The sequence below is a fragment of the Gimesia sp. genome, from assembly GCF_048262075.1.
Taxonomy (GTDB): Bacteria; Planctomycetota; Planctomycetia; order Planctomycetales; family Planctomycetaceae; genus Gimesia.
Map to the genome: position 1 here is coordinate 555,259 of NZ_JBLXFK010000001.1, position 18,469 is coordinate 573,727.

Below are 18,469 nucleotides of genomic sequence, written 5' to 3' on the forward strand. Positions count from 1 at the left end.
ATGTTACCAGATTTAATAATTTGGATACGAATCAGGATCAGCGACTGTCACAGCAGGAGTTTCTGAAAACAGCCGAAAAAAAAGAGCGTCCCCGATTGATTCGGGATTTTAAGGTGTTTGATGGAGATCACGATCAACAGCTCACCTTCCAGGAATATAAGATTTTTTGTTGCTCCCAGTCAGAGAACGTTACCGCACCCAATACAGGAACGGGTTTCACAGCGGTGTCATCAGCTGCAGGCTGACTGGGGCAGCTATGACACCAATGGTGACGGAAAACTCTCTCCTGAAGAGTTCAAGGATTCTAAGCTGGCACAATCTGTACCTGGTCTGGCTGCGACTATCTGGAAGGACTGGGACCGTAATCAGGATGGTGTTGTCGATCAGCAGGATGCCGAACAGATGTTGGAAATTGCCTACGGTCTACGATACATCACAGGCGTGGTGCTCTGGGAGCCTTCAGGGCGAATGCTGACCACGATGCTGTTTGATCATCTGGATCTGAACGGCGATCATCAGATCGATTTACAGGAGGCGAAACAGGCCAAATTCGGTTTCCGGGATGGCAAACAGACGCCAGTCTTGTTTAAAGAGTGGGACCAGGATGGTAATGGGAAGCTGAGCATCACCGAGTGGAAGGCAGAACCCTCTCACTGGCGAGATCCGGTGGGAGCCTTTCTGGCAGCGGACAAAAACTATGACGGTTATTTAAGTCAGGAAGAACTTGTCGCGGCTGCCGAGTCTTGGACGAAAGGCGTGAGCGAGCATCTACTTGGAGCCTTTGATTTAGATAGTGACCAACATCTTTCGCTCGATGAATTCCGTCAGACGCCGTTTTCAAATCTGGCCCGCGAATGGCACTCTTTGCGATCAGATCGGAATCAGGATGGAGCTTTGAATCTTTCTGAATTCAGTTGGGGGGATGGTCTGCTGGCAGCGACATTGACAGTGGAATACTTTGAGCGATTGGATCTCAATCAAGACCGGAAACTCGACCAGGATGAATTTATTTTCAAAGTAGCTCCTTCTAAAGCTAGCCTGGGGACGATGTTCGCACAACTTGATCTTGATCAAGATGGGAGTCTCTCTTTTGAAGAGTATTTGGGGAACCTCAAGCTACCTCCCAATGCCAACGAAAAGCAGGTAATCTATTACGAAACCAGACTTGCGCGCCTTGAAGATGCATTTCGAAAAGCTGATATCAATATAAATAAAAAACTTGATCAACTTGAATTCCAAAGTGAACCAAGTCTGGAAGCCATAGCCCCCAATCTAGTTCAAAAGAAAAAAAACTTGAGTAGTCTGACTGTCGGGAAATCTGATGGATCAGAGGCGGCTGGCGGAAACACTGAAATATGGATTGTTCTTACTTTAAATGGTTTATTACTTATTGGTGCAATCGTCTTTATTTTGCGAAAAACAAAAAGAAGTACCCATTGAATTTCTGTTTTAATCGCTTGTCATCTGATCCTGGAAGGCATTGCAGTCGTTATCGTACTGTGTTTGCTGAATTCTTATTTGAGGTGACCCTGTCAGTTCAATTTGAGATAAAGTGAACATTCTCCTCTGGAATAGCGACCGGATTTCGCTTCCACTTCTTGTGCTAAAGACTGGAATATTTTCTGCTAAAGAGTTTGGCTTGTGAAGAAATGATAGGAAATGTCTGGGGAAAAAGTTCAGACTAAATTGATCGAAATTCTTGTCAATAATCTTCACTGGTAGATCCTTAAGTTCCTGTAGGCGAATATATCAAAGTGATTAGCGGTGATAACTGGCCCATTTCAGGAGCGTAGTGCAGCCTCAATTATCCGATACTAACTCTCTGGAAATCCAGCCCTGTTGTCACGATTCGAATTGCATGTGCGTATATTCCAGATTGAAGTTCTGTTACGACAATTCAATAAGATATTGATTAAAAATATTTGAATGTGATTGAGTCAAAAATGAAAATCACAAAATGCACAATTGTAACGATTATTTTCTGGGGTCTCGTAAACATCGGTTTGATTGTATACATGCAATCAAATGATTATGAAAACCCAACAGAAGTAAATTTGGCTCCCGAATTAGTCAGCAGGTTTGACACCTTGCGAACTCTGGTCCTCCCAGCGGACTCAAATAAACCCATCGAATTTCAAGCAAGAATCTTGAAGCCTGACAGGATTGAAGCACGCAGGTTCTATCCTTTGATCGTTGCACTGCATGGCGCTGGGGAACGCGGGAACGACAATCAGCGGCAACTCAAATATTTGCCGCAGCAAATGGCGCAGTTCCCCTGGCAGGAAAAGTATCCCTGTTTTCTACTGGCACCACAGTGCCCGCGCAATATGAACTGGTCTTCTCCCGCACGCGCAGCAGACTCTCCTGATAACAATGATCAGAACCTGCTGGACCAGATTCACCAGATGATTCTGGATATTTCCCGCAAATATCCAATCGATAAACGGCGGATCTACATTACTGGGTATTCGATGGGAGGATTTGGGACTTGGAGTATGATCGCCCGTTATCCTGATCTGTTTGCAGCGGCAGTTCCCATCTGTGGTGGCGGCAACACGAACACGGTTTCCGGTTTTGTCCATCTCCCGATCTGGGTCGCGCATGGCACGCGAGACGAAATCGTTCCCGTTACCAGTTCAAGAGACATGGTAGATGCGTTTTGCAAGGCAGGCGGGAATCCCATTTATCAGGAGTTGGAGGGAATCAAACATGACAGCTGGACTGCGACATATGCAATTGATGGTGGAATGTTTGACTGGCTGTTTCAGCAGAGAAAAAAATAAGAATCGACCAAACTCCTCATTTATAAAACAGGGATTTGGTATGTTCTTGATTTTTCAATATCTTTAATAAAAGCTGTTGTACATATGTGGGTATGTGAGTAGTATGAGAAAAACGAACTGTCAATTTGTCCTTGGAGACATTAGATCATGTTGGGCTTCAGGTATCTCATCCATCCATCTTACAAAATTGTCTTTTATTCTTGCTTTCTCATTCTCATCGTTCTTCTCTACAGTCATTCAACTCTTGCGGCAGTTCCTGAGAATCAGACCATCGATTCAAAGAAAGAGAAGCCAAAAAGCGCTCCTGTTACGAGTCCTCTTGAAAAAACTAAAGCAGCTTTTCAGGCTCGTGATGTTAATCAGGACGGACGTGTAACAGAGCAGGAATTCATCGCTTCCTTCCCCAAAGATCAGCACGCCGCTGCTGGTAGAGATTTTCGGTTGTTTAACCGGGACGGCGATGATGTTCTCTCCTTCAATGAATACTGCTCCATTCCAGGATTGGTTCCTCAATCGTTGCGCAGTTCGATATCGCACCCATTGACTCCACTGGTCGAACAGCAACTGTCTGTCATCGATAAACATTGGAAACAGTGGGACGTTGACGGGAATGACAGCCTGTCTCCAGAAGAATTCGAGAACGCGAAAATCAATGAGCAGATTTCAGGGCTACCGCCAGTGGTTCTTAAAGGCTGGGACCGGAATGCAGATGGGCAAATCAGCCGCGAAGATTGCCGTCTGGTGATCGAAGCCTGTTACGGTTTGCGGCGTCTGGATGGTCTGCCAATACAGTTACCAACCGGTCTTGTTGTCTACTGGTGGCATTTCAAAGATCTGGACCGAGATCGGGATGATCAACTGACTCTCAAGGAATTCCAGGCCTATTACAATCGCTTTGGTGAAGAGGATGCGAAAAGACGTTTTCAACAGGGAGATTCAGATGGAAATGAATTGATCACTCTGTCGGAATGGGCAAAGATGCCTGGTAACCTGATTGATACTGTCTCTGAATTCCAGAGAATGGATATAAACCTGGACGGCCAAATAAATCAGCAGGAATTTCGGGATGGAGTCATGCCCTTCCTACGTCCTTTGACGCGATATACATTTCCAGGTTTTGATCTGGATCACGATGGTCAGTTGTCACTGGATGAAATTCGGATGACACTTCCCATAAATCGTATAGAAAACTGGAGCATAATACCACGTGATACAGATCATGATGGGCGATTGAGCTTGAAAGAAATGCCTTGGACTCCCGGCCTGGAATTGAGCCTGTTGCGTCAGGAATATTTCCAGCGTTTAGATGTGAATCAGAATGGTTTTCTCGATCTGGATGAATATAATTACGTCGTCGACCCAACAAAAGCCCCTGCGGAAATTGTACTGAAAGTGAGTTATAATTCTCGAGATACCAATCAGGATGGCCATGTGTCCGAAGCCGAGTTCATCGCTTCATTCCCCATGGAGAAGCAACAGGCAGCGAAACGGGACTTTCTGTTGTTTAATCGTGATGGTGATAAAAATCTATCGTTCGATGAGTATCGCACAATCCCAGGGTTGACTCCGGTCGCACTTCGTGGCGAGTTAACCCATCCCTTAACTGCTCTGGTCGATAAGCAGTTATCAGTTATTGAAAAACACTGGAAGTCGTGGGATGTGGATGGGAATGACAGCCTGTCTCCAGAAGAATTAGAGAATGCCAAGGTTAATGAACTGATCCCCGGCTTACCGCCGGTAGTTCTGGATGACTGGGACCGGGGTGCAGACGGTCAGGTCAGCCGGAAAGATTGTCGACAGGTGATTGAATCCTGTTACGGTTTGTGCCGTCTGGATGGTCAGCCCTTGCAATTACCGTCCGGTCTGGTCGTTTATTGGTGGCATTTTAAAGATCTGGATCGCGATCACAATGACCAACTGAGCCTGAAAGAATTTCAGGCTTATTACAATCGCTTTGGAGAGGAAGCAGCCAAAAAACGCTTTCAGGATGGAGACACTGACGAGGATGAATCAATCTCTTTGAAAGAGTGGGCTGCAATGCCCGGTTACCTGCTTGATCCGATCTCAGAATTTCAAAATCTCGATCAGAACCTTGATGGCCGCGTAGATCAGAACGAATTGATCGGGGGAGTTGCCCCCTTTCTAAGACCTCTCGCGCAATTTACTTTTCCAGGCTTTGATAAAGATCAGGATGGCACACTCTCACTGGACGAGTATCGCTTGACCTTACTGGCAAATCGAGTCGAAAACTGGGATGTGATCTCTCGGGATACCGATCATGATGGCCGTCTGATCCTGAAAGAAATGGCCTGGACTCCGGGGCTCGAACTAAGCCTGCTTCGACAGGAATATTTTCAGCGACTGGATCTGAATCAGGACAGCTATCTTGATCTTGATGAATTCAAAGTGGCGATCGATGGTGCTAAAGTTCCTGCAGAAATTGCGTTAAAGGTTGTTTATTACAGCCGGGATACCAACAGGGACCGACGGGTCACAGAGACAGAATTTGTGAATTCCTTTCCCAAGGAAAAACAGCCGGAGGCAAAACGGGATTTCCTGCTGTTCAATCGGGATGGAGATGAGAATCTGTCCTTCGAAGAGTATCGTTCAATTGCGGGACTGGTTCCAGCGGCATTGCGCAGTGGTTTGCCACATCCCCTGATGCCCCAGGTCCAAAAGCAGATGGGGATCATCGACAAACACTGGAAGCAATGGGACGCAGATGGGAATAACAGCCTGTCTCCAGATGAATTGCAGAGTGCGAAAATTAATGAGCAGATTCCAGGACTACCGCCGGTGGTACTGAAAGACTGGGACCGCGATGCAGACGGACAAGTCAGTCGCGAAGATTGCCGACAGGTGCTCGAAGCCTGTTACGGTTTGCGGCGTCTGGATGGTCAGCCACTGTATTTACCATCGGGGCAGATCGTTTACTGGTGGCATTTCAAAAACCTGGACCGCGATCACAATGATCAGCTGACTCTGGAAGAATTTCTGAGTTATTATCGGCTATATGGTGAGGAGCAAGGAAAGCAAAAATTTGAACAAGGGGATACCGATCATAACCAGATGATCTCCTTACGTGAATGGGCAAAGATACCCGGGCTTTTGCTGGATCCCATCGCTGAATTTCAAAAGATGGACCTTAATCTGGACGGTTACCTGGATCCTGATGAATTATTCGACCAGACAGCAAAATGGTTGCAATCTTTAGCTGGCTATACCTTTCCGGGATTTGACCTGGATCGTGATGGAAGACTCTCATTAGACGAATACCGCATGACACTACCGGCTAATAAACTGGAGAACTGGGATGTCACTTCCATGGATGCGGACCATGACGGACGTTTAAGCCTGGAAGAGATGGGCTGGACTCCGGGATTGGAACTGAGTCTGTTACGACAGGAATATTTTCAGCGACTGGATGTAAATCAGAATGGATATCTCGATTTCAATGAATTTAAAGTTACCATTGATAGCAGCAAAGCACCCACGGAAATCGTCCTGCAGATCAATTTCCAGAGCCGGGATACCAATCAGGATGGTCGTATCACAGCAGAAGAATATGTCGCCTCATTTCCAAAGGAGAAGCAGACGGAAGCAAAACGCGATTTCCAGCTGTTTAATCTGGATGGTGATGACCAGTTATCCCTGGCAGAATTTTGTACAATTCCGGGAGCAGTTCCCCTGACACTGCGGGGCGAATTGCCGCATCCGTTGATGCCTTTGATTGAAAAACAGATGGCGGCAATAGAGACTCAGTGGCCGAACTGGGATACGAATGAAGATAACAGTCTGTCGTCTGAAGAGTATGCATCCTCAAAACTGAATATGCAGATCCCCGGTCTTACTACCCTCAAACTGGAAGACTGGGATCGGGACAGAGATGGAAAAGTCAGTCAGGAAGACTGCCATCGGGTAATAGAAGCCGCTTATGGGATGCGACGACTGGATGGCCAGCCTCTCCAGCTACCTACCGGATTAGTCGTCTACTGGTGGCATTTTAAAGACCTTGATCGTGATCACAATGACCAGCTGACTTTGAAAGAGTTCCAGAACTATTACAACCGTTTTGGAGAAGAAGCTGCCCGGAAGCGCTTTCAACAGGGCGACACGGATCAGAACGAAATGCTCTCACTTCAAGAGTGGGCGCAGATGCCCGGCTTTCTCCTTGATCCGATCTCAGAATTTCGTAAAACGGATACCAATTTTGATGGTTTCCTCGATCAGCAAGAGTTATCTGCGGGGGTTGCCCCTTTCCTGAAACCACTCGCGCAGACCGTTTTTCCTGGATTCGATACGGATCAGGATGGCTTACTCTCTCTGGATGAGTATCGGTTGACTTTACTGGCTAATCGTATCGAAAACTGGATGGTCGTGGCTCGCGATCAGGATCATGACGGCAGATTAAGTCTGGAAGAACTCCCCTGGACCCCTGGACTGGAACTGAGCCTGCTGCGAAAGGAGTATCTGGACCGGCTGGACAGGAATGCGAATGGATATCTCGATCTGGATGAATTCACTTTTTCTGTTGATATGAAGCAGGCGCCGCCCGATATCATCCTGGAACTGGGATTTAAAAGTCGCGATGCGGACAAGAACGGATCGCTATCCGAGGCAGAATACATTGCATCGTTTCCCAAGGAAAAACTGACAGAAGCGAAGCGTGATTTTCAACTCTTTGATCGGGATTCCGATGAAAAATTATCAATTCATGAATATTCCACAATACCGGGAATGGCGCCAGTTCCCTTACGTGGCAGTCTAACGAACCCCCTGACAATTCTAGTCGACAGGCAAATGGAGAACATTGACAAACACTGGAATCAGTGGGATGCGGACCAGAGCGGCACGCTCTCGCAGGAAGAATTTCAAAAAGCCGGTATCGGTAGACAAATTCCCGGTCTGGCACTTTCCACCTGGCAGGACTGGGATCGAAATGCTGACGGGACGATCAGTCTGGATGACTGTCGCTGGCTGTTAGAGGCCGGATATGGCTTACGACGACTGGATGGTCAGCCACTGCATTTACCCACAGGTGAAATTGTTTACTGGTGGCACTTCAAGGCCCTTGATCGGGACCACGATGACAGCTTGACACTGAAAGAATTTATGGCTTACTACCAGCGAATGGGAGAGGAAGCTGGCACGAAACGTTTTCAGGAGGGGGATGTAGATCAGAATGAGAAAATCACGTTAGCCGAATGGGGACAGATGCCGGGACATCTGCTCGATCCGATTGCGGAATTTCGAAAGATGGATCTCAATTATGATGCTTCTCTGGATGAGAGCGAGTTGATGGAAGGCACCGCCCCCTTCCTGAAGCCACTGGCAAATTATACGTTCCCCGGGTTTGATTTAAATCAGGACGGAGTACTCTCGCTGGATGAGTACCGTACTTCTCTGTCTGCCAACCGTGTTGAAAACTGGATTTCTTACTCAAGAGATGCCGATCGTGATGGTAAATTAAGTCTGACAGAACTGGGCTGGAGCTCCGGGCTGGAATTAAATCTGCTGCGACAGGAATACTTCGATCGCCTGGATATCAATAATAGTGGATACCTTGAATTTAATGAGTTCAAATTTACGGTTGATCTGAGTAATGTTCCCAAAGAACTGTTTTTTACCCACTGTGATGAGAATCAGGATGGCTCACTTACTCTGGATGAATTTTTGACCACAGAGAAAAATAGTGGCAAAATTAAGCTGGATAGAAGTCAGGAGCCACGCGTTTTAAAGATCGAAGAGGCCTTTTATCAGGCTGACGTCAATGGCGACAAACTGATCAGTCTCGCGGAACTCAACTCGGCAGCAGGGCACAAGATTATCTCTCCAGACATGTCTTTCAAGACGGGTAATACCAGTAGCCTGCAGGCAGGAAATCAGCCAAATTCCCCCGGGGAAGATTCCAGCATGATGTCCGTGGTTCTGGGACTGAATATTTTATTAATGTTGGGAGTCTTTACTTTTCTACTTCGATCTCGTTTTAAAAAAGCCTGACTGCTACAGGGAAGTGCCGCATCTACTAACGGGTATGAAGTCCAATTAAGAATTAAGACTATGAGAAATCGTATGATTCAACGACAGATCCAATTTTCACTTCGGGTGAAACGGTTTGGTTTCACAAATGTTGAACTGTTGCTGGTGATCTGCGTAGTCACCATTTTGATCGCGATCATTTCTCCGCTGATAATCTATTCCCGTGAATCATCCCGGATGCTGCAATGCCAGGAGAATATGAAACAACTGGGGTTAGGGTTGCAGGCCTATCAAACCACACATGGTTCATTGCCACCAGCGGCGGTCTGGAGCACCAATGAACTGCACTCTCTCGCGCTTAATATGAGCACACGCCCCGATCTGTTTACCCATGCCAATTGGGCATTGATGTTGTTACCTTTTATAGGAGAGGAACAGCTGGCGAACCAGATGGATTACCATCAAAAGATTAGTTCAAAGCAGAATTCACCGATCAGAAAGGCAACCCTGCCATTGATGAGTTGTCCAGAAGATGATTATAGCCAGCCAGGTAATCCACATCAGTTCGAACCGATTTCAGGCTCGGCTGTCGAATTTGCCCGTGGCAATTATGCCATCAATGGCGGATCCCACAATATGCGACTTACTCCCGGCTCCACAACGATCCCTGCGGGAGACGGCGCCGAGTTAAAAATGGATCAGGAAAAAAGAGTCTTTCAATACTGGGGAAACGGAGTTGCCGGTATCAATGTTGCTTTTCAGCCGGATGATTTCGTGAATGGTAGCTCGTCTCTGGTCGTATTAGATGAAGTGCGGGCCGGAATTCATCCAGTCGATCCCCGTGGGGTGTGGGCATTTGGCCAGATTGGAGGGAGCATTACCTGGGCTCACGGGGTAAACGGGGATGACTATGGACCTAATAATCAATGGCCCCGCTCAGATGACATTCTGGGATGTGCCCGGCTGCATGAAACAGTGGGAACAGAAACCCTGACCCGTGAAGGAATGCCCTGTGTTTCGTATTTGGACAGTAATACCAATGCCACGGCCCGCAGTCGTCACACCGGAGGCGCGAATGTGCTTTTCCTCGACGGGGCAAGCCGGTTTATTTCAGATGAGATTGATTCAGGACTCTGGCATGCAATTCATTCTCGTGAGGCACCTGCGGACCTGTTTGATACAGAGCATTTTGCAGAGCAACTTTCTACCGAAAACCTCAATGCAGAGGCAGAACACCCGCATCAGTTTTCTGACCTGAAACCATCCAAAAAATATCCGTCTGAATTGACGAATTCACTCGATATGCATTTCAAGCTGTTACCAGCAGGTGAATTTACAATGGGGGTGCCAGATAAAGGAAATCATTTTGATCCCCCTCCTGAAACTCCGGCACACGTTGTCACGATTACCACAGATTATTTCTTGGGAAGCTTCGAAGTGACTCAGTCACAATATGAGAAAGTAATGGGAAGCAATCCGAGCCACCATCTGTCCGAAGACGCTGAAAAAGAAAATCATAATCGTTATCCAGTCGAACAAGTGACCTGGTATCAGGCGCAGGATTTCTGTAATCGGCTCTCTTCACTCCCGGAAGAACAGGCAGCCGGTCGAACCTATCGGCTCCCCACCGAAGCGGAATGGGAATACGCCTGCCGGGCTGGTTCTTCAGACCCATTCCTCTGGACCAGTACTCGAACAGAAAATGATGAATCGGGAAATGCAGCAGGAATCAGACCACCATTACCGGTGACATCTGTCGGACAATATCCGCCAAATCAATTTGGGATACATGATATGCGCGGGAATGTCTGGGAGTGGTGTTCTGACTGGTTTGATCGAGATTATTATACCAAGTCACCGCAGAAAAATCCTCGCGGACCTGGTGAGGGGTACATTAAAGTTGTGAGAGGCAGTGACTGGCGATTTACCGGTGACACCTGCCGGATCGATTATGCGATGATGCCTCCCTGGAAATCCAGCCCGTTTGTTGGATTCCGCGTGATCTGTGAGCTGCTACAGAAGCCGGAGGCAGATTGACCTCCAGGATCAATTTCTGGGAGGCAATATTGTTATCATCCTGAAGGATAACTTAGAACTCAGGCATCAGCCTGTGTCGAGATCAACTAAAGTGTCTTTAGTGTTGCCTGAAACGAGTATAACAGAGTCATAATATCAACATTGAGAGGGACTCACTCTTGAACTGCAGAAACGAGCCTTATTGAAATGATCACTCTGGATGAACCACAACAGGATACTGCTTCCTCAGGATCGTGTGCAGCACTATGGTGGCTCTTTCCTATTATATTGATCGCCATTGTTCTCAGAATTCAGTACTTATCTGAGGTTGGCTATCTGTTTGATGAAAGTTTCAGTCTCAAGATGGTTGAATTTCCCTCAGGAGAAATGCTGGAGCGAATACCTGAAGATATTAGCCCGCCCCTGTTCTATTTAACCTTAAAAGCATGGATGGGCTTATTCGGCAGTTCAACCTATTCAACACGTATGCTGAGCGTCGTTTTCGGCACTATCGCAGTAGCCTGTGTTTATCTTTTTGTATACGAAGCATATCGGAATCAGAAGGATGCCAATGGAAAAAGACAAGCGATATTTGCAGCAGTCACGGCAGGATTGTTGATGGCGCTCTGTCCGTTACATATTTCCTGGGCTCAGCGAATTCGCATGTATTCAATGGGGACAGCGCTCACTGCTTTATCGAGTTGGCTACTTTTTCGTGCGATCCACAAACATCAAACACACACGCGCGACTGGGCATGCTTCACCGTCACTGCCATCCTGCTGGTTTATACCCATTACTTTGGAATGTTTACCCTGGCTGTCGAATATGGATTTGCCTGTGGTTATCTCTTCCTGAATACTTCCGAAAAAAACGTCTCAGCGCGTCTGGCAAATTTAAAACCATTACTCATCTCTGCTGCCTGTGTCTGGTTTGTGTGGTCACCCTGGATTCCACAGTTCTTATATCAAAGGTCGCATGTTAATCAGGCATTCTGGAGCAGCCCCCTTACCTGGGATCGTTTCGGGTCCCAGCTTTTCTTACTTTTTGATCTGAATTTATGGTTCTCAAATTCCGCCAGCACTGGATTGATCGCAGCTCAAGTCTGTTTTGTACTTCTCGCAATTCTGATAATGGGACGACGTCCTGCCGATATCTACATTGCTATGGCTGCCAGTCTACCGATATTTTCCGCGGCCCTCATATCCAAGTTGTCAAGGAGTGTCTTCGCCCATCGCTATTTACAATTCTCACAGATTTTCATGTTAATCGCGATTGCCGTCCTGCTTTCGCGACTTCCTATAAAACCATTACGTTTAGGAATCACAGTTCTTGTCATTTCAGGAATGGGCGTCCTTGCCTGGAGACACACTGAAATCAGAGAACGTTATGGTGTACTCTCTGGCATGCAAGCTGCGATAGCCCGCTTTGAAAAAACACGTGGACCGAGAGAAATTCTAATCTGTTGTAATCCGATGTTATATACCTCTGCTGACGCTTATGCCAAACATCGTAATTCCATATTTGTCAGTGGTTCTGCAGACAGGTATCCCTATTATCAGGGGACTGCCGTCATTCGAGACGGCGAATATTTCTCAGCCTCACAATCTCTTGATGATTCAGTACAGGCAGTCTGGACACTGGATGCACAACGCTGGTTTAACCGCAGTTGGTCCGTTGATATGCCTGCCGGATGGAATAAAACGGGAGAAATGAAATTTCCGGAATTTTATGCCGACATCATTTTGAGATTATACGTGCGTGATGATAAACCAGAAAAAGAAAATAAAGTGATCAATACGAAAGTATCCGATTGAGATTTCTGATCAAGCACAGGGACTAAGTACGGTGATGCAAACGGACCTATCTGTCAATTTTACGAGAGAGAAGCGGCGTTTCAGTGCTACTGTCTGGTTACTGATTGTTGTGATATTAATTGCGATTGGATTAAGAACTCACCGAATTAGTGCGATGACTTTCTGGTTCGATGAAAGTTTCTGTCTCAAGATGGCTGAGTTCTCCGAACCTGAACTGTTGGTACATGCTCGGGAAGACCCGCACCCCCCCTTTTTCTATCTTGTACTGAAGTATTGGATGGCAGTGTTCGGCTCTTCTACATTCGCAACCAGATTAACCAGTTTAATACCGGGGCTGTTGGCGATCATCGGTATCTTTCTCGTGGTCCGAGAAGCGTATCGAGATCAACAGACAAAAGAATGTACCAGAGCGGTAAACATGGCAGCCGTCCTTGCTGCCGCTCTGATTGCACTCAGTCCACTTCATATTTTGTGGTCGTATCAGGTGCGCATGTATGCGTTGGGGACTGCCTTAGCAGCGTTTTCAAGCTGGTTTCTCTTGAAAGCACTTTTTCGGGAACCATCCCACAAAAGTAACTGGTGTTTTTTTACCATAACGGCCATCGCGCTTGTTTACACCCACAATTTTGGCCTGTTCACAGTGGCAGCTCAATACCTGTTTGCTACAGGCTATCTGTCGTTTCGCCATCGAACTCATCCTGAACGTAGTACAGTTCAGCGTTTTCTGCCTCTAATCGTTTCAGCAACGTGTACCAGTCTTGCCTGGCTGCCTTGGGTCCCCTCATTTCTGCATCAAAGGCAGCTTGTAGTGGATGGGTTCTGGACAAAACCATTTAGCTGGGAAACTGCGGGAGCCACGTTGTTCGATATGTTTGGGGTCGATCACATAATGGATCTGAATCCCACAATAGGTTTAATCATTGGCCAGGTCGCATTGTTAGTAGTACTGCTACTTACGCTAGGTAGGCGCCCTGGTGACTATTTCCTGGCTTTGGCCTCTGGACTTCCTTTTTTGGCGGGGATACTGGTGTCCGCGTTCTCGCGAAACATATTTAATGATCGCTATTTCATGTTCAGTCAGATCTTTTTGCTGGCAGCGATTGCAGTACTTGTCAGTAGAGTTCCTTTAAGGTTGATACGCTATACCCTGGTTCTACTGTGTGTAGGTTGCAGCGGTTTTCTGGCATATCATCAATGGCATAATCGGGAGGCGGATTTCCAACTGCCCGGTATCCAGGGAGCGATGGCAAGTGTGGATTCCCGTCGTAAACCGGATGAACTGGTGCTGGTGTGTGACCCTGCGATTTATGTTTCTGTGATTGCACATACGAAACAACGCCAAGGTATATTCACTTTTCATCCTGGAGAAGATTATCCATTTACCCATGGTGCCGCTGCCATGCATCCAGACGAATATCTCACTGCTGAAGATATTGCGAATCGCGGAGATACATGGATCTGGGCTGTGGATGCAGACTCTTATAATTGGAAAGTCCCGATGTTTGGTGGCTATAAACTTGTAGGCGAGAGTCGATTTCCTGGATTCAGAGCAAAATATGCTGTTCGTCTTTATGCACGGTCCACAGAACAGTCAGCAAATACCCAATAACGAATTTTCCTATTAATTATATGTCATTTTATGAACCTGATAAACAGGTCGGACTTGGATTGAATTTAGTGGTCCGAGGCGCAAATTCAATCAGAGATCGACCGGAACTATAGATGCCTTAACCACTCAGGAAACTCCACATGATTTACCAGACTTGCTTTCGATCAGATGAGTCAATCAGTTTAATGGAAGCTTCGATTTATTCGGAGAGTTTGTCTGGAGCAGTCAGCAGTCCAGCGAAGTCAGGACACTGCCCAGAACAACTCTTATCTGAATTTCAGATACAGCCTGGACATTTTTCGGCAATGCAGCATTTCTGGAAAAACCCACGAGAAGATCATCATGACTGGATCGGGTTTACCTCCACTGAAAAACAAGACGGATCAGAAATTGGTTGTTTCGTTGCAGGCGAAATCGAATTGCTACTGGAAAAGAATAATGTTCTGTCAGGATCAACTTTTTGTTCAAATCAGGGCGTAGCTACTCAGACTGAAAAAGATTACCCCGGCATTACTTCGTTGATGTTAAGTATGTTTGCAGATCAGAATGATAAAATTCCCGGAATTTATTTTGATCTGAAGATTGGATTTACGACAGAGACACTGTTAATGAAAAAATCGTTATTTAACCAGTTTATGGACTGGCTGACTCCATTCCTTCACTATAGCTCTGAGAAACTGAAATCCCATGAATTCCTACTTGATCACCCCGGCAAAGGTCTGGAAGTTGTATTTGACAGATTGTTTAATATCTGGTGTCTGAAACATCATTGGACGATCTATGATTTGAAGACAAACAAGAGCTATCTGGATGGAAGGTATGAAATAGATGCAGCAACACCTCATGTTTCACTTGGTTGTGTCAATTATAAGCGCGCGGCAGACGAAAACCTGCTCGAAGCGACTCGTACAGGAAGAATTGCCGGGGGAAGATTTGTTGAGGAGCTGGAAAATAAATTCTGTGAAAAGCTTAGAGTAAAGCATGCCATCTCAGTCTGTAATGGTACGATGGCGGATGCCATCGCCTTATCTGCCATGGCAGCAAAAACGGGTATCAAAAATGTTATTACGCCTGCACTCACTTTCATTGCACAGGCGAATGCAATTCTGCATGCAGGCCTTACGCCAATATTTGTTGACGTGGGTGAAGATGGATTACTGGATGACATATCGGAATTCGCGGAGTCAGATGACTGCATTGTCTACCCGGTGCATTTGATGGGTAAAGTCTGTCGCTCTGTAAGTCAACTCGCTAACCGATACCCGGTCCTCGAAGATGCGTGTGAGGCATTGGGTAGTCAGGTAAAGGGAAAATATGCCGGTACAATGGGGATAGCCGGCACATTCTCCATGTACGTTTCACATTCATTTACAAGTGGGGAAGGAGGAATGGTCGTTACAGACGATGATGAGATTGCAATGCTCTGTAGATCGATTAGAGCCCATGGCAGGCTGGGAGATAAAGTGGAAGAAAGATTTCGCTTTCCCAGAATGGGATTCAACGGCAAAATGTCTAATCTTCAGGCCGCTTATGCAACGGCTCATTTTGATGATTTCGAAGAAATTATCAATAGCAGGAAACAAGTCGTACAGAAACTCGCAAATCAGTTAGGAGACGATTTCGGTGTTGCGTCTGACGGAATTGTCGCCCACGGATTCCCGGTTTTGTACCCGGACAAAACATCAAGGGATCGTGCGCTTATCATGATCAGTAAACAGGGAATCGAGTGTCGCCCTTTGTTTTCCTGTATAGCATCAGAGCATTTTAATGCAGATGGGGACTTTCCCAAAGCAGAAAATATTTCGTCTCGGTATTTATATGTGCCATGTCACCATCAGCTAAGTGATCGCGAGATAGGATTGATATGTCAGGCGGTATACGACTCCAAGAATCTTATAGTCAAGTAATGCAAAGTGTGGCCTGATCAGGACGCCTGCAACTGTTCGCCAGATTATCTGTTCCTACTCCCCTAACCTTTCGGGCGATCTTAACCGGCAGTGGTAATGATTCGGAACTCGCGCAGGCATCTAACATCGATTACAAGCTGATGGACTTGAATATCGACAAACACTGCAACGGCGAAACAGGCTTCTTGAAGTTTACGTTCTATCTGCAACGCGCTGAGTTCATCGAGCAGGAAATGGAACAGTTGTCGGAAGTTTCGAAAGAATGATCAACCGATTTCAATAGTGGTTTTTAGAAGTCGGGTTTTTCCCTGCTTGATCACATTCATCTCCTCGAAACTTACGAATCTTGTTAGAATAGAAAGGAGTGATGAGTTGGTAATTTGTGGCACAAGGAGGAGCGTTATGGCCTGGGAACGGCGAGGCAAGACAGCAACTTACTACTATCGTTCTGTGCGACAGGACGGGCAGGTCAAAAAGCTGTATCTCGGTAAAGGTTCTGCAGCACATAAAGCCGCGAAGGATGCGGCAATTGAGCGCGCGAACCTGGAAGCTGGCAACCAGTTGATTTCACGGGAGGAGCTGAAGACTGCCAAGGCATGCCAACTCAGTAAACAGGTCGAAACGTTCAGCACATGTTTGATGGAAGCTGTCCTGCTGGGAGCGGGATTCTGGCGTCAGAACTACAGCCGATGGAGGAAACGTCGTGGAAACTAAGGAATCGAACGGAATGAAGCACGAGGATGCGGTGGCAGAGCTTAATAATCTGATCGCACGAGCCAAACAAGGTGACGCGGAAGTAATTCCCCGGCTTTGCGAATATCTCGACAATAACCCGATCTTGTGGACCGGGCCTGGTAATCTTGCACTCCAGGCCCAGGCCGCTTGGGTCACTCTGATTGCCGGGCAAGACAAACATCTCAAGCAGTGCCTGGCGCGGAAGGTAAATGACATGAAGCAGGAGTTGTCCGGGATATCTCCCTCCCCGATGGAGAAGCTCTTAGTAGAAAGGGTCGTGACGACATGGCTTCGGGTTCATTACTGCGAAGCCCACGATGCTCAGCAAGATGAAAAATCCTTGAAGTGGGCTGAGTATCGACTGAAGCGATATCGGACGATGGCTGATTTACACGTCAAGTCGATCGGGGCATTGACGATGTTGCGGAAGCTGATGCCGGTAACCGAAACCCCACGCGTCGAACCGCCTGAAGAGAAAGAGACTCAGATTGACGAGAAAGTCGAACCGGGGAGCCCATGTGCGATTGAACCCACTTTTCACGCGGAAAGACAGCACCCCGCAAACGGGCATCGCATCATTGGCCGTAATCGCTTGGCACAATTGCTTGGTGTGGGGGGTGGGGTTTCTGTTGGTGGCTCGCAGCGGAAGGTGAATGATCATGAGTCACATTGAACCTGAAACACGTCAGATCACATTTGCGGATGTGGTTGAAGCACTTCGTAAAGGGGATCGTGAGCGAAATGAGTGGGCGACGAAGCAACTGGTGGAGGCCGATCGTGCATTACGGCCCAAGTTGCTCGCATGCCTCTTGCATCTCGCAGCCGATGAGCGGAAACGTCCTATGCACCGAGTTCGACTTTTGCAAGTTTTGCAGAAGATGAACACAGGAGTGAGTTTCTTGGGACATGACATGATTATTCGCATGACTTCTGACAAATCATCCTCGGTGCGACGCGCTGCGGTCAAGTTACTCAAGCAACTGATATTAGGGCCTGCGGATACTCGGAGGAGGAACCGTCCACCGAAATAGATCGTGAGAGCGACGCGCACCAGGGCGAGGTTATCTCTGATTAAGTGAGGCCTACAGGGATGGCGATTTGAGTTCCCCTCAGAAGAGTGATCTGCCGATTTCAAAAGCGGTTTTTAGAAGTCGAGTTCTCCCTACTTTTTCATAATTGTCTTAGGAGCTTACGAATCTGTTTTGAACAGTTAAGAGTGATGGATTGGTAATTTGTAGCACAAGGGAGGAGTCGTTATGGCCGGTGAAAGATTCGCACTTCTCTGAATAACGCGTTTACGTGAAGCGTGGGTAAGGTACGTATTTGGTTATAAACACTCAGGCGTTAAGTGGATTTCTACTATTCAGGTTGTTTGACGCCCTTAGGTGACTGTTATGAGACACGGTTAACAGTGAAAACCTCTCAGAAAGAAAGGCGCGCTGCTGGCGCATTTTTCCGGTAGTTGGCATCATGTTAACGACTGAATTTGAGTCGAAGCAGTCCATATTCCCTCTCACGAGCACTGTAAACACCGGTCAGAAGGCGTAGTGACTGCCCGGAAATAGCAATTTGGTACTAAAATACTACCAGTCAAATGATCCGTTTTAGGATAGGGTTTCAATATT

9 protein-coding genes are annotated in these 18,469 nt (G+C 46.9%); all 9 read left to right on the forward strand.

From position 1 onward, the window contains the following. Positions 1–120 precede the first annotated feature (120 nt). The 9 genes from ACN0YH_RS01965 (at position 121) to ACN0YH_RS02005 (ending at position 17,517) form a co-directional block, all read left to right on the forward strand. Positions 121–1,440, forward strand: a complete 1,320-nt coding sequence (locus ACN0YH_RS01965; RefSeq protein WP_417377870.1) for an EF-hand domain-containing protein — start codon at positions 121–123, stop codon at positions 1,438–1,440. A gap of 746 nt (positions 1,441–2,186) precedes the next feature. Next, positions 2,187–2,783, forward strand: a complete 597-nt coding sequence (locus ACN0YH_RS01970; protein WP_417377871.1) for a prolyl oligopeptidase family serine peptidase — start codon at positions 2,187–2,189, stop codon at positions 2,781–2,783. 147 nt (positions 2,784–2,930) lie between these two features. Beyond that, positions 2,931–8,783 (forward strand): hypothetical protein, encoded by a 5,853-nt coding sequence (locus ACN0YH_RS01975; protein ID WP_417377872.1) that lies wholly within the window; start codon positions 2,931–2,933, stop codon positions 8,781–8,783. 60 nt (positions 8,784–8,843) lie between these two features. Next, positions 8,844–10,799 carry an SUMF1/EgtB/PvdO family nonheme iron enzyme gene (locus ACN0YH_RS01980; protein ID WP_417377873.1) on the forward strand — a complete coding sequence of 652 codons (1,956 nt, stop codon included), beginning with the start codon at positions 8,844–8,846 and terminating at the stop codon, positions 10,797–10,799. Positions 10,800–11,165: 366 nt separating this feature from the next. Continuing rightward, positions 11,166–12,593 (forward strand): glycosyltransferase family 39 protein, encoded by a 1,428-nt coding sequence (locus tag ACN0YH_RS01985; protein ID WP_417377874.1) that lies wholly within the window; start codon positions 11,166–11,168, stop codon positions 12,591–12,593. Between the two features lie 190 nt (positions 12,594–12,783). Then, the gene (locus tag ACN0YH_RS01990; RefSeq protein WP_417378207.1) at positions 12,784–14,202 is read left to right on the forward strand and encodes a glycosyltransferase family 39 protein; all 1,419 of its coding nucleotides are present in this window, start codon (positions 12,784–12,786) and stop codon (positions 14,200–14,202) included. A 140-nt stretch (positions 14,203–14,342) separates the two neighbouring features. Continuing rightward, entirely contained in the window at positions 14,343–16,109 is a 1,767-nt protein-coding gene (locus ACN0YH_RS01995) for a DegT/DnrJ/EryC1/StrS family aminotransferase (protein ID WP_417377875.1), read from the forward strand. Between the two features lie 402 nt (positions 16,110–16,511). Beyond that, positions 16,512–16,823, forward strand: a complete 312-nt coding sequence (locus tag ACN0YH_RS02000) for a hypothetical protein (protein WP_417377876.1) — start codon at positions 16,512–16,514, stop codon at positions 16,821–16,823. 13 nt (positions 16,824–16,836) lie between these two features. Continuing rightward, positions 16,837–17,517: a hypothetical protein gene (locus tag ACN0YH_RS02005; protein WP_417377877.1), complete on the forward strand. Its 681-nt coding sequence runs from the start codon at positions 16,837–16,839 to the stop codon at positions 17,515–17,517. Positions 17,518–18,469 lie beyond the last annotated feature (952 nt).

Bases quoted from the DNA above. Each gene is read 5' to 3' on its own strand.
- ACN0YH_RS02005 (WP_417377877.1), top strand. From the start codon at position 16,837: ATGAAGCACGAGGATGCGGTGGCAGAGCTTAATAATCTGATCGCACGA.
- ACN0YH_RS01975 (WP_417377872.1), top strand. From the start codon at position 2,931: ATGTTGGGCTTCAGGTATCTCATCCATCCATCTTACAAAATTGTCTTT.
- ACN0YH_RS01995 (WP_417377875.1), top strand. From the start codon at position 14,343: ATGATTTACCAGACTTGCTTTCGATCAGATGAGTCAATCAGTTTAATG.
- ACN0YH_RS01990 (WP_417378207.1), top strand. From the start codon at position 12,784: ATGGCTGAGTTCTCCGAACCTGAACTGTTGGTACATGCTCGGGAAGAC.
- ACN0YH_RS02000 (WP_417377876.1), top strand. From the start codon at position 16,512: ATGGCCTGGGAACGGCGAGGCAAGACAGCAACTTACTACTATCGTTCT.
- ACN0YH_RS01980 (WP_417377873.1), top strand. From the start codon at position 8,844: ATGAGAAATCGTATGATTCAACGACAGATCCAATTTTCACTTCGGGTG.
- ACN0YH_RS01965 (WP_417377870.1), top strand. From the start codon at position 121: ATGGAGATCACGATCAACAGCTCACCTTCCAGGAATATAAGATTTTTT.
- ACN0YH_RS01985 (WP_417377874.1), top strand. From the start codon at position 11,166: ATGCTGGAGCGAATACCTGAAGATATTAGCCCGCCCCTGTTCTATTTA.